General features: G+C 63.1%; 9 protein-coding genes. 6 read left to right on the plus strand and 3 right to left on the minus strand.

What is annotated here, in order from left to right; translation table 11 throughout:
- The first annotated feature begins 110 nt into the window (after window positions 1-110).
- The 4 genes from VJ604_RS08720 to VJ604_RS08735 all read left to right on the plus strand — a co-directional run bounded on the left by VJ604_RS08720 (window position 111) and on the right by VJ604_RS08735 (window position 4647).
- The gene (locus VJ604_RS08720) at window positions 111-1001 is read left to right on the plus strand and encodes an ABC transporter ATP-binding protein (RefSeq protein ID WP_324081619.1); all 891 of its coding nucleotides are present in this window, start codon (window positions 111-113) and stop codon (window positions 999-1001) included.
- Window positions 1002-1210: 209 nt separating this feature from the next.
- The gene (locus VJ604_RS08725; protein WP_324081621.1) at window positions 1211-2161 is read left to right on the plus strand and encodes an ABC transporter ATP-binding protein; all 951 of its coding nucleotides are present in this window, start codon (window positions 1211-1213) and stop codon (window positions 2159-2161) included.
- Window positions 2162-2373: 212 nt separating this feature from the next.
- Window positions 2374-3504 (plus strand): ABC transporter permease, encoded by a 1131-nt coding sequence (locus VJ604_RS08730; RefSeq protein ID WP_324081623.1) that lies wholly within the window; start codon window positions 2374-2376, stop codon window positions 3502-3504.
- 9 nt (window positions 3505-3513) lie between these two features.
- A complete protein-coding gene (locus tag VJ604_RS08735) occupies window positions 3514-4647 on the plus strand; it encodes an ABC transporter permease (protein WP_324081626.1) in 1134 nt (377 codons plus the stop codon).
- A 10-nt stretch (window positions 4648-4657) separates the two neighbouring features.
- Here the strand turns inward: VJ604_RS08735 and VJ604_RS08740 are convergent, their stop codons facing one another.
- The 3 genes from VJ604_RS08740 to VJ604_RS08750 form a co-directional block, all read right to left on the minus strand.
- Window positions 4658-5251, minus strand: a complete 594-nt coding sequence (locus VJ604_RS08740; protein WP_324081628.1) for a methylated-DNA--[protein]-cysteine S-methyltransferase — start codon at window positions 5249-5251, stop codon at window positions 4658-4660.
- A 244-nt stretch (window positions 5252-5495) separates the two neighbouring features.
- On the minus strand, window positions 5496-6995 hold the full coding sequence (locus VJ604_RS08745) for a DNA-3-methyladenine glycosylase 2 family protein (RefSeq protein ID WP_324081630.1): 1500 nt from the start codon (window positions 6993-6995) through the stop codon (window positions 5496-5498).
- A 61-nt stretch (window positions 6996-7056) separates the two neighbouring features.
- Window positions 7057-9630 carry a PAS domain S-box protein gene (locus VJ604_RS08750; protein WP_324081632.1) on the minus strand — a complete coding sequence of 858 codons (2574 nt, stop codon included), beginning with the start codon at window positions 9628-9630 and terminating at the stop codon, window positions 7057-7059.
- A 277-nt stretch (window positions 9631-9907) separates the two neighbouring features.
- Between VJ604_RS08750 and VJ604_RS08755 the strand changes: the two genes are divergently transcribed.
- Both VJ604_RS08755 and VJ604_RS08760 read left to right on the plus strand, forming a co-directional pair.
- A complete protein-coding gene (locus tag VJ604_RS08755; RefSeq protein WP_324081634.1) occupies window positions 9908-12565 on the plus strand; it encodes a hybrid sensor histidine kinase/response regulator in 2658 nt (885 codons plus the stop codon).
- A gap of 96 nt (window positions 12566-12661) precedes the next feature.
- Window positions 12662-15206, plus strand: a 2545-nt coding sequence (locus VJ604_RS08760) for a phosphoenolpyruvate carboxylase (protein ID WP_324081636.1), incomplete at its 3' end; no start/stop codon positions are given.

Raw genomic sequence — 15206 nt, forward strand, 5'->3', positions numbered from 1 at the left:
CCGCGAGTTGAAGCCGGGTATGCCGGCGGATGCGACCATCCCGTTGAGGTAACATGCCCCCACCTGAACCTGCCATAGAAGCGCGCGGTCTGAGGAAACAATTCCCCGGTGTGGTTGCTGTTGACGGCCTCAGCTTCGAGGTCAACCAGGGGGAGATCTTCGGCTTGGTCGGGCCGGATGGGGCGGGCAAGACCACCACGCTCCGCATGCTCGCAGGGGTGCTGCCTCCCGATTCCGGAAGCGCCAAGGTGGCCGGATTCGACATCGTGGCCGACCCGGAAGCAGCCAAGCCGCTCATCAGTTACATGCCACAGCGTTTCGGCCTCTACGAGGAGCTGACGGTCAACGAGAACATCCGCTTCTACGCCGAAGTCTTCGGAATCTCCAAGCAGGATAGAATCAATCGTGCTCCCGAACTGCTGAAGGCTGCGGGGCTGGGTCCTTTCGGCGACCGGCGTGCCGGGCAGCTTTCCGGCGGGATGAAACAGAAGCTCGGGCTCGTTTGTGCTCTCATCCACACTCCGAAGGTGATCCTCCTCGACGAGCCGACCAACGGGGTCGACCCGGTGTCGCGCCGGGACTTCTGGCGCCTCCTTTACGACCTCGTCGGCCAGGGGGTCGCCATCCTCACCTCCACAGCCTACCTCGACGAGGCCGAGCGCTGCCACCGGGTGGCGCTCTTGCACGAGGGGCGGCTCCTTTTCTGCGATACCCCGGCTGAACTGAAGAAGAACTTGCAGGGCGCGGTGCTGGCAGTGGTCTCCGCTCAGCCCGAGCGCGTACAGCAGGCGCTCGCGGGCGCGGAGGGGATCAAGACCGTGGTGCTGGTGGGGGACGGCCTGCACCTGGTGGTCGAGGACGCGCAACGCCGGGTCGAGGAACTGAGGAAGCGACTGACCGACGCCGCGGCGCCCTTCGACAGCATCGAGGAGGTTACCCCCACCGTGGAGGACCTGTTCGTGGCGGCGGTGGAAGAGGAAAAGAAAAAGGAAGGCCGATGATGACCCTCGCCATCACCCCTCGCCCTCCGGGAGAGGGTGCCCGAAGGGCGGGTGAGGGAGGTCTCAACGATCGAGAATGTCTGCTGGCGCGGGCTTCCCTCACCCCGGCCATACACTCCCGGAGGGCGAGGGGGTGCTTGATGGAGTTTGATGGGCGTTCGATGGGCGCACGAACAGCAGGCGGAATTAATACTGACATGGGGGGCACAGTGAGTACCGGAGAAGTCACGGTCATGGTCAACAACCTGGTGAAGCGGTTCGGCGACTTTACGGCCGTCGACCAGATCAGCTTCCAGGCCCATGCCGGTGAGATCTTCGGCTTTCTCGGGCCCAACGGAGCCGGCAAATCGACGGTGATCAGGACGCTCTGTGGGCTGCTGAGGCCGACCTCGGGAGAGGCGCAGGTTGCCGGACTGGACGTGGTGACCAGCCCGGAAGAGGTCCGCCAGAAAATCGGCTACATGTCTCAGAAGTTCTCCCTCTACAACGACCTCAAGGTCATCGAAAACATCCGCTTCTTCGGCGGCATGTACAGTGTTCCCGAAAATGAACTCGGCGAGCGCGCCGCCTGGGCGGTGGAGATGGCGGGGCTTAAAGGGCGGGAGCAGACGCTGACGGGCACACTTCCCACCGGTTGGAAACAGCGGCTGGCTCTCGGTTGCGCCATGCTGCACCGGCCTCCCATCCTTTTCCTGGACGAGCCGACTTCCGGGGTCGATCCCATTTCCCGTCGCGACTTCTGGGGACTGATCCAGCACCTTGCATCGGAAGGAGTCACCGTCTTCGTCACCACTCACTACATGGACGAGGCAGAATACTGCCATCGCCTGGTGCTGATTTACCAGGGGCGCATCGTCGCCTCCGGATCACCGGCGGAACTGAAGCAGAATGCCATGAAGGGGGAATTGCTGCTGGTCGTGTGCGACGAGGTGGGAAAGGCCCTTGCCATCCTGCACGAATCCACGGAGGTGCTGGACGCCGCCATCTTTGGAAACTCGCTTCATCTGGTGGTTACCAGCGCGCAGGAGGCGATGCCGAGGGTTGGCTCGTATCTCAAGGAGCACGGCGTCTCTGTCTCCAAGATGGAGCAGATCCGGCCGAGCTTGGAGGATGTTTTCGTGTCGCTTACTACCCCATCCTCACCCCGCCCCTCCGCTTGAAGGGGGGGGAGAGATGCGGGCGCCGCGGGGCGTTGAACGGTCCAAAGCAAATCCCCCCTGTCCCCCCTTTATCAAGGGGGGGACCTGATGGCGGGGCGTCACTCTGAAAACATCTATTGTACGTTGCCTCCCCTTCAAGGGGAGGGGCAGGAGCTTGCCCGCCGGAGCTTGTGCGAAGGCGGGTGAGGATGGGTTGAGGACGGAGCACTGCGATGAAATGGTACCGGCTCCAGGCATTAGCCATCAAGGAGTTCCTGCAGATCATCCGCGATCCCAGGAGCGTGGCGGTCATCGTCCTGATGCCTATCATGATGATGCTCGCCTACGGGTACGGGATCAGCCTGGATGCCAAGGACCTGCCGGTTTACGTCCTCGACCGGGAGGGGAGCCAGCAAAGCCAGGACCTCCTCAAGCGCTTCCAGGCCTCGCAGTACTTCCGGGTGGTGAGAAGCGTCGACAATTATCCTGAGTTGGTGAGGGCGATCGACTCGGAGCGCTGCCAACTCGGGATCGTCATCCCCTGGGACTTCTCCAAGCGGATCGCCCGGGGCGGACGGGTCAGCATCCAGGCCATCGTGGATGCCACCGACGCGAACAGCGCCAACCTCGCCATCAGCTACAGCCAGGCCGTCATCCAGTCCTACTCTCAAAAGGTCCAGCTCGACTGGCTCTACCGCCGGGGGCTGGAAAAGCAGAACCAGCCGATCACCGTCGAGGCCCGCACCTGGTTCAACGAAAACCTGGAGAGCATGGACAACATCGTGCCGGGGGTGGTGGTCGTGGTCATGGCGGTGATCGGCACCTTCCTCACCGCGCTCACCATCGCCCGGGAATGGGAGCGCGGCACCATGGAGCAGCTGATCTCGACGCCGGTAACGGCGCTGGAGGTGATGCTCGGCAAGCTGGTGCCCTATTTCCTGATCGGCATGCTCGACACGGTGCTGTGCGCGGCTATGGGGGTGTGGTGGTTCGGGGTCCCGTTTCGCGGGTCGTGGACGGTGTTTTTCCTGAGTGCCAGCCTCTTCCTGATGGCGGTCCTTTCCATCGGCTACTTCTTTTCGGTGGTGGCCAAATCTCAGCTGGCCGCCAGCCAGATCTCTCTGCTTGCCACCTTTTTACCGGCCTTTCTCCTTTCCGGCTTCATCTTTCCGCTCGACCAGATGCCGGTTGCGGTCCGGGTCATTGCCCATATCTTCCCGGCGCTGTATTTCATGAGGCTGGTGAGAAACGTGTTCCTGAAAGGGTCGGCCGTCTGGATACTGCTTCCCGATCTGGCAGCACTCGCCTTTTTCTCCCTGCTGCTGGTGCTGATCGCCACCCGCATCTTCAAGAAGAGGCTTTGAGGAGGCTCCATGTTCGGACGGCTGCGCCAGATGCTGATCAAGGAGCTGATCCAGGTTTTCCGCGACAAGCGGACCCGGTTCGTCATCTTCGGACCGCCAATTATCCAGATGCTCGTCTTCGGCTATGCCGCCTCGCTCGATATCCACCACGTCCCCACCGCGATCCTCGATTACGATCAGACCCAAGTGAGCAGGGATCTGATCTCCCGCTTCGCGGGCAGTCGCTATTTCCAGGTGGAGAAACGGTTGCGAAACGGGCAGGAGGTGGCGGAGGCGATGGACAAGGGGAGCGTCGACCTGGTGATCCGGATCGATGCCGGTTTCACCCGGCTTTTGCGCAAGGCCCAGCCCGCGCCGCTGCAGGTGATCGTGGACGCGAGCAACTCCAACACGGCACTGGTGGGGCTTGGCTATGTGAGCGAAGTGACCGCGGCCTTCTCGCGGGAGTACCTCAACGAGCGGATCGATCGCAACAACCCGTTGCAGGCCTCCCGTCTGCCTACCATCGTCCTTGACCGGCGCCCCTGGTACAATCCCGACCTCTCCAGCCGCTGGTTCTTCGTGCCCGGTGTGATCGGCAACCTGATGCTGGTGATCGTGGTCAACCTGACCGCCTTCGCGGTGGTGCGCGAACGGGAGATCGGCACCTTGGAGCAGATCATGGTGACGCCGATCCGCCGGGTGGAATTCATCATGGGGAAAACGCTCCCCTTTTTCCTGATCGGGCTGCTCGACGCGGCGCTGGTGACCGTGTTCGGCACCCTCTGGTTCCATGTGCCGCTCAAGGGGAGCATCCTGGTGCTTGCGCTGGGGACCATGCTCTTCCTGCTCTGCATGCTGGGGGTGGGGCTGTTCATCTCCACCATTTCCGGCACTCAGCAGCAGGCGATGGTGACCGCCTTCTTCTTCATCATGCCGTCGCTGATCTTCTCCGGCTTCGCCTCACCGATCGCCAGCATGCCGGAAGTGCTGCAGTGGCTTACCTACCTCAACCCCTCGCGCTATTACCAGACCTTCCTGCGGAGCGTTTTCCTGAAGGGGACCGGCCTGGACATCCTCTGGCCGGACCTGGCCGCCATGGCTCTCCTCGCCGTCCTGCTGCTCACTATCAGCGTGCTTCGCTTCCAGAAGTCGTTGGATTGAGGTGGGGTGGTCAGTCTGGGAGGGTGCTTGCTTCCAGCCTTAGTAACGCTTCTTTCCTGTCGAGGCCGCCGGCATAGCCGGTGAGCTTGCCGTTGCAGCCGACCACGCGGTGGCAGGGGATGAGGATGGAGATGGGATTGTGTCCCACTGCGCTTCCCACCGCCTGGGCCGACATGGAAGTCAGTCCCCTGGTAGCGGCTATCTCGCGCGCGATGTCACCATAGGTCACTGTCTTGCCGAAAGGAATCCTCGATAACGCCTCCCAGACCGCCTTTTGGAACTCAGTCCCCTTCGGTGCGAGGCTAAGCTCGACACCGGAACCGTCCCCCTGGCCTTCACTCCCCTTCAACGGGAGGGACAGGAGCTTGCCCGCCGTAGCCTTCGGGCGAAGGTGGGTGAGGATGGGGCTCGGAGTCCCAGCGAAGTAGTCCTGAAGCTGTTTGCGTAGCGCTGCAAAGACGGGGAGATCAGGAGCCTCACTCCACCCGTCCGACCCGGCCGGGAAGTATTTTTGGCCGTCGAACCAGAGTCCGACAAGCACTTCATCCTCAGCCGCAGCCGTCATCGGCCCCAGCGGTGTTTCAATCGTGCATTTATAGATCATGGTTCGTCCCTTTTGGTCACCTTGTATCATCATCTTCTTCACTCACCCCTCTTATCTCTTCGACTCCCGCCAACTTCCCCTCTCCCGGAGGGGGAGGGCCAGGGAGGGGGAACTGAAGCTGCAATCGCTGGTGAGGCTTCACTCCTGCGCCGCCAGTGCTGCCCCCTCCCAGCCTCCCCCCCTCGGGAGGAGGAGCGTCGGACCTCGACCGGAATCTTACGTCGAGAGTCGAGAGAGGACCGCCTCATTTCTTATCGCCGTTTGCCACTGCGTGCCACAGCGATACCGTCGCATACGACCGCCATGGACTCCACTCCTCGGCCAGTTTCAGCGCCTCGTCACGCGGCAACTCAGATAGCGCCTTCTTCACACCGTAATCCCCGGTCAACAAGACGTCGGGCCAGCCCAGTACCCGCATCGCCACGTACTGCACCGTCCACTCCCCGAACCCCGGCAGCTTGAGCAGCTTCGCCATCTCCAGCTGCGGATCGGTGGGGGAGGTGAGGGCGATCTCCCCTGTCACCAGGGCCTTCGCCAGTGCCAGGATCGAGCGGGAGCGCGCTCCGGTGATCCCCAGTGGTCCCAGCCGGTCCTCCACCGGCGGTTCCAGCGCCAGGATCCGCTCCGGAAGCGGGAAGGTGGAGGTCAAATCCGGGTAGGGGGTGGCGACCTTGTCGCCCAGCGCCGCCGCGACCCGGGCAGCGAGCGTCCGTGCCGCCTTGACCGTCACCTGCTGCCCCAGGATGGCGCGGGTGCAACTCTCGAAGGGATCGAAGGACCCCGGCAGCCGCATCCCCGGCACCGGGAGGATCGGCGAAATCGTCTTCAGGCTAGCAAGCGTTTCCTGCACCGCGAGCGGGTCACAGTCCAGGTCGAACAGTTGCCGTACCCGTCCAAGCAGCTGGGGGAGGACCGGGAGCAAGGAGGCGGACACCATCACTGAGAGCGCGTTTCGCTTGGGAGCGTTGGAGACCGAGATCCATCCATCAAAAAACTTTTCACCCTTGCGGAGGGACACGGTGCGCCGGTAGGCATCGGCAGTGGCGCATTCTACTCCGGGAAGGGCGCGGTCGGCAAGGAAGGAGAGAATTTCTTTCCAGGCATAGGGAGGGCGATAGCCAAGGAAGAGGGTGATGGTGTCGCCGTCTATGTCAGGCGCTTCTCCTTTAAGCCTGAGCCTGCTCGGCGCCAGCCGGTACCTCCTGCTGAACAGGTCGTTGAAGCGCCGGATGCTGCCGAACCCGGCGCTCATGGCCACCTCGGTGATCGACAACCTGGTGTCGGCAAGTAGGCTCTTCGCCAGCAACAGCCGCCGGGTCTGCAGGTACTGAACGGGAGAGACGCCGTACTCCGCCGCAAAGACGCGACGCAGATGCCGGTCCGAGATGCCGAGCGCGCTTCCCAATTCGGAAATGGTGGTATCGCTTAGGCCGTCCTCCTCCATCCGGCGCACCGCGTTTCTCGCCAGGCGGGTGACGGCGTCGGCGGGGGCGAGGCCGGGAGCCAGCTCAGGCCGGCACCTGAGGCACGGACGGAAGCCGGCAGCCTCGGCAGCGGCGGCGCTGGGGAAGAAGGTGCAGTTCTGCTTTTTGGGACCCTTCACCCGGCAGACAGGACGGCAGTAGATGCCGGTGGACGAAACGCCGCAAAAGAAGCGGCCGTCGAAGCGGGCGTCGTGGGACTGCATGGCGGCGTAGCAGGCATCGTGGTCAAGCGGCAGGTTTTCTTTTGCTTTGCTGGTCATCTCCTTTACCTCATCTCCATTCTTATACGATGGAGAAGGTAAAGACTAGCCGTTTTCGGACCTATGCATCAGTCAGCGTCACTTCTTGGTCGGCAGAGCCGCTGCTGTCCCAGCATGGCGGGGGGGCTTGCGAGAGGGTGAAGTAGAAGGTCGCTCCCTTGTTTACCTCCGCCTCGGCCCAGATTCTGCCGCCGTGGCGGATGACGATGCGCTGCACCGTGGCCAGGCCGACGCCGCATCCCTCGAAATGCTCCGAGGAGTGCATGCGCTGGAAGACGCCAAAGAGCTTGTCCGCGTAGGCCATGTCGAAGCCGGCCCCGTCGTCGCGCACGTAGTAGACCGGCTCTCCCTCGTCCTGGTGGAGGTAGCCGAACTCGATGGTGGCACTCTCCTTCTTGGCGCTGTACTTCCATGCGTTGCCCAGCAGGTTCTCCAGCACCGACCGGATCAGCACTTGGTCAGCCGAAGCCGGCGCGCTCTCGGCGATCTCGAAGCTCACCTTGCGTCGCGGATCGGAACGCACCAGTTCCTGGGCGATCTCCCGTGCGTAGACGCTGAGATCCACGGGCGCCGTCTTCAACTCGCCACGGCTCACCCGGGAAAGCGACAGCAGCCCGTCGATGAGTTCCTGCATCTTGACGGCGGACTTGCTGATGGTCTCCAGGTAGATGACCGCCTCTTGCCGGAACTCCGATCCGTACTCCTGGATCAACAGCTCGCTGAAGGCGTGGATATGGCGCAGCGGTGCCCGGAGGTCATGGGAGACCGAGTAGCTGAATGCCTCCAGCTCCCGGTAGGCCGCTTCCAGGGCGGTCCGCTGCAGCATCAGTCCCTGGTTCAGGCAGGAGATCTCCTGCTGATCCCTTCTGCGGCTCTCCACCTCCTGCTGCAGCGCCTCGTTGGTCCGCTCCAGTTCGGCGGTCCTTTCCCGGACCCGCTCCTCCAGCTCCGTGTTCAGGGTGCGCGTCAGCTCCAGCACGCGTTTTCTTTCCGTGACGTCCTCGACGAACCCCTCCAGGTACTGGACGACCCCTTCCTTGTTGCGGACGGCCCGCTGGTAGAGGTTGGCGGTGAAGATCCCGCCATCTTTGCGCCGATAGTCGACCTCCTCCTGCACGAAGCCGTCGCGGGTCAGCACCCTTTTCACCAACACCCTGCGCTGTTCCGGGTGAACGAAGAGCTGCTCGGCAATATCGGTGACCGATCCTACCATTTCTTCAGTGGAGACGAAGTGGAACATGGTCGCCAGCGCCGGGTTGACACTGAAAAAGCGCCCTTGGGTGGTGGACTGGAAGATCCCCACCGGTGCGCTTTCCACTATTTCCCGGAACTTCTGCTCCGATCTCGACAACGCCTCTTCTCCAAGCTTCCGGTCCGAGATGTCGCGCAGGGTGATCAGCAGCACCTCCCTTTCCCGGACCTGTCCCTTGCTTATGTGGATGTCGGTCCATAACGGTTGGCCGTTTCGATCCCTGCTCTGCCATTCGAAGCGCTGCGGCACCCCTTCGCCGGCTTCGCGCAACCGGTTCTCCATCTCCTGGCTGGTGTAGGGGGGGACACCGCAGCTCAGTGCAGCCGGGGCGATACTGCAGGGGGCGCCCCGGCCGAAGCCGAACATCTCGCACATGGTCTGATTGATATCGAGGATGCCGCCGCTCTCCAGGTCGTAGATGACGATCCCTTCGCTGACCGAGTCATAGACGGCGCGGAAGCTTCGCTCGCTCAGCTGGAGCTCTTCGGCCCTTTGGTTGCTGGTCTCGATCTCCTTGCGCAGTTCGGCCGTCCTCTGCGCGACCCGCTTGCGGAGCGCCAGGTTCCAGGCCGCCAACAGAAGCAGCGCCAGGGCGACCCCTCCAGCCACCGGCGCCAGGTACCTGGGCGTTTTCTCCTCCAGCGGCGCCGACCCCAACCACTTACGCTGGATCTCCCCCATTTCGCCGGCCGAGATGCGGGAGAAGCCCTGCTCCACCTTCGCCATCAGGGGGGCTTCGCCCTTGGGGTAGGCCCGGTGCAACTCGCCCACGGCAAGCGGCCGGGTCTGCTTGAACTTCCTGAATAGACCGCTCTGGTAGAGATAGTAGAGCGCCGGAGGCTTGTCGGCGGCGAAGACCACCACCTTACCCTGCCGGGCCGCCTCGATGATGGAATGGTAGGTGGGATATGCCGCCAGATGGGTTACCTGGTGCTGTTTGAGCACTTCGATGACCGAGTCGCCCGCCATCACCGCCACTACGAAACCTTTCAGGGATTTGGGGCTGTTGAGACCGGAAACCTCGCCGTTGAAAAAGGCGGGGACCTCCACCTTGTAGTAGGGGGGAGAAAACTCGTACTTTTTGGCCCTGGTTTCGCTGTAAAAGATGGAATCGATGACCTGGAATTCGCCGGCCTCGGTACGACGTTGGGCCTCGGCCCAATCCATCGCGTGCAGTTCCGCCTTCAGTCCGGTTTTCCGCTCCCAGAGCCGCCACATATCCACCACGATCCCCTGCAGGGATCCGGAACTGTCGTAAAAGGAGAAGGGGGGGTAGTCGTGGTTCACCACAACCTTGACGGCCGCGTCCGTCCCTTGGGCGGCATGAGCCGGGGAAGCGCAAAAAAACGCCAGCAGCACGAGGACCATCTGCGGAAATGCCATCAATGTTCTAGCAAAAAACATCATGGGAGAGCTCCGCGCTGCGAAGTTCGAGACTGGGTTGCGGAAGACAAAGTGGGCTGGACCGGCTGCTCGGGAAAAGATGGGAAAAGTATATAGTAAAAATCATCGTTGTTTAGCGGCTATTTAAGTTTTTGCTCATCTGAAAATGGGTAATATTCTTTAATACGTCTCCTCTCCCCTCTCCGGACGCACGAAATGTTTAAATGATGACTCTGATGCCAGCTGGTGTTGATACGAGACCAGGATGGAGGACTGCATGTCAAGCAGTGACACGCGCAGTGCGAACGGCAAATACGGTATCAGGTCGGTGCTCTGCTGGACTGCCCTTATCTTCCTGCTCGCCGGTTTCACACTGTATTCCTACCACACCGATACGCTGCGCGATGCTGAGAGCGAGGCCAAGGACTACTTCCGCTTCAACATGTACTACCGGCTCTGGATCGCCAAGGTCGGCGGCGTGTACGTGTCCACGGACAGGATCGCTCCCAGTCCCTATCTCCAGCTTGCCGACCGGGACATCGTCTCCACGGACGGGAAGCGTTACACCCTGGTGAACCCCGCCTACCTGACCCGGATGGTCTTCGAGTCGTTCAAGACCAGCTCGCCTACTCCCGTGGTCGCCACCATAACCAGCTTGAAGCCCCTCAACCCTGCCAACGCTCCCGATGAGTGGGAGCGCCAAAGCCTGCAGGGATTCGAAGGTCACCAGTATTCGGAACGTTCCGAGGTGACTACCCTCAACGGGGAGCCGTACCTGCGGTTCATCGCCGCCTTCGTCACCGAAGACGCCTGCCTCAAATGCCATGCCGAGCAGGGCTACCGAAAGGGGGACGTGCGGGGTGGGATCGCCGTGGCGGTTCCGCTCTCCCACCGCTATGAGGTGGAAAGGAAGGCGGACCTGAAGATCGTCTCCGGGTACCTGGTGGTCTGGCTTTTGGGGAGCATCGGCATGACCCGCAGCGCACACAGGCAGTGGGCGTACCGGCGGGAGCTGGAAGCGAGCGAGAAGAAACTGCGCACCGTTTGCGACTGGACGCTGGACTGGGACTACTGGATCGACGTCGATGGCAACATGCAGTACGTCTCCCCCTCCTGCCTCAAAATCACCGGCTACAGCAGTGACCAGTTCATGAGGGATCCAGAGCTGGTGCGCAGGATAGTACACCCCGACCATGCTGACGTCTTCTGTGAGCACATCAGCGGTCACATCTCAGCCGACAGTCCCGATTCGGACCGGCTGGAGTTCAAGATCATCACCCGGGACAAAGAGGTGCGCTGGATCCAGCACCACTGCGCCCCGATCTTCGAGGGGCACGAGTTCAAGGGGAGGCGGGTGTCGAACCGGGACATCACCGAGCAGAAGATCGCCAACGAGAAGATCGGCGTGTTGTCCGCCATCGTCGAGTCCTCCTCCGACGCCATCTTCTCGCAGTCGCTGGCCGGGACGGCGCTCAGCTGGAACCGCGGAGCGGAGAAGCTCTTCGGCTACTCTGAGCGGGAGATGATCGGCAAGTCGGTCCTTTGCCTCTATCCCCTGGACCGGGTGCATGAGGAAAAGGAGATCCTGGAAACGGTCGGGCGGGGGGAAAGTGTGGACAACTGCGAAACGGTGCTGGTCCACCAGAACGGCTCCCTGCTGGACGTCTCGGTGACCGTCTCGCCCATCAGGGATGAAGGAAGCGGCACCATCACCGGCGTCTCCACCATCATCCGCGACATCAGCGAAGTGAAGCGCGAGGCTTCGGAGCGGGTACGGATCGAGCGGAAGATGCTGCACGCCCAGAAGCTGGAGAGCCTCGGCGTGCTGGCCGGCGGCATCGCCCACGATTTCAACAACATCCTGACGGCGATCATCGGCAACGCGAGCCTCGCGCTCACCCGGGTGGAGTCGGACTCCCCGGTCCGGGTGAACCTCCAGAACGTGCAGAAGGCCGCCTCGCGGGCGGCGGACTTGACCCGGCAGATGCTCGCCTACTCGGGCAAGGGGACCTTCTCCATAGAGAACATCAGCATCAACGCGCTGGTCCAGGAGATGACCCACATGCTGGAGGTCTCCATCTCCAAGAACGTGCAACTGAAAATGGACCTGCATCTGCCCTTGCCGCCGGTGGCGGCCGATGCCACCCAGATCCGTCAGATCATCATGAACCTGGTGATCAACGCCTCGGAGGCCATTGGGGAAAAACCCGGCACCATCACCATCTCCACCGGTTGCATGAACTGCGACCGGAGCTATTTGCAGCAGATCAGCGTGGACGAGGATCTCCCGGAAGGGCTCTACGTCTTTTTCGAGGTCGACGATAACGGGTGCGGGATGGACCGGGAGACCCTGGCCCGGATCTACGATCCCTTCTTCACCACCAAGTTCACCGGTCGCGGCCTGGGGATGGCCGCCGTGCAGGGGATCATCCGCGGCCACAAGGGGGCCATCAAGATCTACAGCGAACCGGGCAAGGGGAGCACCTTCAAGGTCTTCTTGCCCGCTACCGGCAGGGAGACGACGGGGTTTGCAGCCCGCTCGTCGGTCGAGGGGACCTGGATGGGGAGCGGGACGGTGCTGCTGGTCGACGACGAGGCGGCTGTGCTCCAGATAGGGAGCGAGATGCTCCAGGAGATGGGATTCGACACGGTCACGGCGGGGAACGGGGTGCAGGGGCTCGAGCGTTTTCGGGAGTACCGCGACAAGATTTCCTGCGTGATCCTGGATCTCACCATGCCGCTCATGGATGGGGCGCAGACCTTCAGCGAACTGAGGCAGCTGGACCCCGAGGTCAAGGTGATCATGTCCAGCGGCTATAACGAGAGCGAGGTGGTGGGGAAGTTCACCGGCCAGGGACTGGCCGGTTTCATCCAGAAGCCCTACACCTTCACGGCGCTGCGGGAGGCGATCTACAAGGTGTTGAAGGTGAGCTGAAAGGGGAGGGGTAGAGAGGGGGGGCAAATTGCCTATTGGTGACGACCCGCTATCCTTGTGGGGGTGTGGTCACTACGGGTTACGGGGAGGGCGTTCATGCCGGATGGGGAACTGTACTGGTTCGCGAAAGACCAGCGCGAGCGGCTGGACGAGTTGATGGGGACCGACCCGGCGGAGCGGGACAAGCCGCTCAAGCGCGACGTCCGCTCGCTGGGGATGCTGCTGGGCCAGGTGATCCGTGAACAGGCGGGGCTTGCGGTCTACGAATCGGAGGAGGAGCTGCGCCACCTGGCGATCAGCCACCGCCTGCTTGGTAACGGCGGCGGTGAGGCCCCCCTGGACGCCGCCCGGGAGCGCGAGCTCAAGGAGCGGATGGTGGGGATCATCCGACAGCTGTCGGAGGAGGACGCCTACCACATCGTGAAGGCCTTCGGCACCTATTTCGAGCTGGCCAACCTCGCGGAGACCAACCACCGCAAGCGGCGGTTGCAGTCGACCCGCCTCAGCTCGGGCACCGCCGACAAGCCCGGCTCCATCCGCGGCACCCTGACCCGCATGAAGGAGGCCGGCATCAGCGGAGCCGATGCCCTGGCATACCTGGGCGAAGTGGAGGTCACCCCGGTATTCACCGCCCATCCCACCGAGGTGGCCCGCAGGGTGGTGCTCTACAAGAGGCGCCGCATCAGCCGGGTGCTGGAGGCGCTGGACCGCCTGCCGCTCACCAGGACCGCGGCCTTCCAGGGGCAGGATGCCATCCTTACCGAGATCACCACCCTTTGGCAGACCGACGAAGTGCGCCGCAAGCAGCCGACGGTTTTGGACGAGATCAGGATGGGGGTGAACCACTATCCTGAGTCGCTGATCCAGCCGCTTCCCCATTTCTACCAGGACATGGCGGACGCCTTCTACGAGGTGTACGGCGTTAAGCTCTCCTCCCGCGAGCTCCCCACCGTGGTCCGCTTCGGTTCCTGGACCGGCGGCGACCGGGACGGCAACCCCTTCGTCACCACCGACACCACCCGGCTCGCGCTGCAGTTGGCGCGCGAGACCATCCTCTCCCACTATCTGACCGAACTCGACGAGCTGCGCGAGCTGCTCACCCCCTCCAGCTGCCGGGTCGAATTCTCCCCGGAGCTGGAGGGGGCCATCGAGCGCTACCTGACGATTTTCCCCGCCCTGGCCCCCAAGATCTCAGCCTATCCCGAATGCGAGCAGTACCGCCGGTTCCTGGCCCTGGTCCGGCACCGTCTGCAACTCGCCCTGAACCGCGCCGAGGGGCCGGAGCCCTATCCCGACGCCGAAAGCCTGGTCAGCGACCTCACGCTGGTGCGCGCAAGCCTCGCCGCCCGCGGGGGAGAGCGGCTCGCCAGCCACTACCTGGATCCCTTCCTGCGCAGGCTGGATACCTTCGGGTTCCATCTGCATACCCTCGACATCCGCCAGCATGCCCGCTTGCACGCCACGGCGGTGGCGGAACTGGCCGGCGGCGGGAAGCCGGGGCTCCACGGGGATGGGGCTGCGGCTACCGTCTCGGCGGAGACCGTCGACCTATTGCAGACCATGCGCGTGCTGGCCGAGCTGAAGCGGAGCTATCCGCCGCAGGCGCTTCGGCACTACGTGATCAGCGGGGCGGAGTCGGTGACCGACGTCCGTTCGCTGGTGTGGCTTTTGGAGCTGTGCGGGGTGCAGGTTGCCGCCAGCGCCGACGGCCGCGACCCTGGCCTCATGCCGGTGCCGCTCTTCGAATCGATCGAGGATCTGAGAAATGCCCCGGCGACCTGCCGCACGCTCTGGAGCTCCCCTGATTACGCCCGTTACCTCGACTCCTGGCAGCGACGGCAGGAGGTGATGCTCGGCTACTCCGACTCGAACAAGGACGGCGGGATGTTCGCGAGCACCTGGGAGATCTACAAGGCCCACCGCGCGCTGCAGCAAGTGGCCTCCGAGTGCGACGTGAAGCTGCGCCTGTTCCACGGTCGCGGCGGCACGGTGGGGCGGGGTGGAGGCCCCACCTACCGTGCCATCACCGCCCAGCCCCCCGAGGGGTTCAGCGGCGCCATCAGGATCACCGAGCAGGGGGAGGTGATCAACTGGAAGTATTCGGACGCCGTCCTGGCCGAGCGCAACCTGGAGCTGATGGTGGCGGCCTGCCTCGATTCGCTGAGCCTCGAGTCGCGCCCCAAGCCGCTTGCCCGGCAGTGGGAGGAGATCATGGAACGGCTGTCGGCGGACTCCTTCCGGTTTTACCGGGAGCGGATCGCCGACAACCCGGACATCATGCCCTACCTGGAGCAGGCCACCCCGCTTATGGAATTTCAGCTGGCCAAGATCGGCTCGCGTCCGGCCAAGCGCAGCTCCAGCCGCGAGCTCGGTGAGTTGCGGGCGATCCCCTGGGGCTTTGGCTGGATGCAGAGCCGGCACCTGATCCCGGCCTGGTTCGGAGTGGGGCACGCGCTGGAGCTCTTCGCAAGCCAGGAGAAGGAGGGGTTGGCGGTGTTGCAGGAGATGCTGGCCGGGGTGCCGATCTTCCACGACCTGATCCGCAACGTGGAGCTCGCCCTGACCAAGGTGGACCTGCCGCTTGCCGAACTCTACGCGGAACTGGTCCCCGACGCCGGCTTGCGGGAGCGGGTCTACTCCC

The organism is Geomonas sp. (assembly GCF_035254065.1).
Classification (GTDB): Bacteria; Desulfobacterota; Desulfuromonadia; order Geobacterales; family Geobacteraceae; genus Geomonas.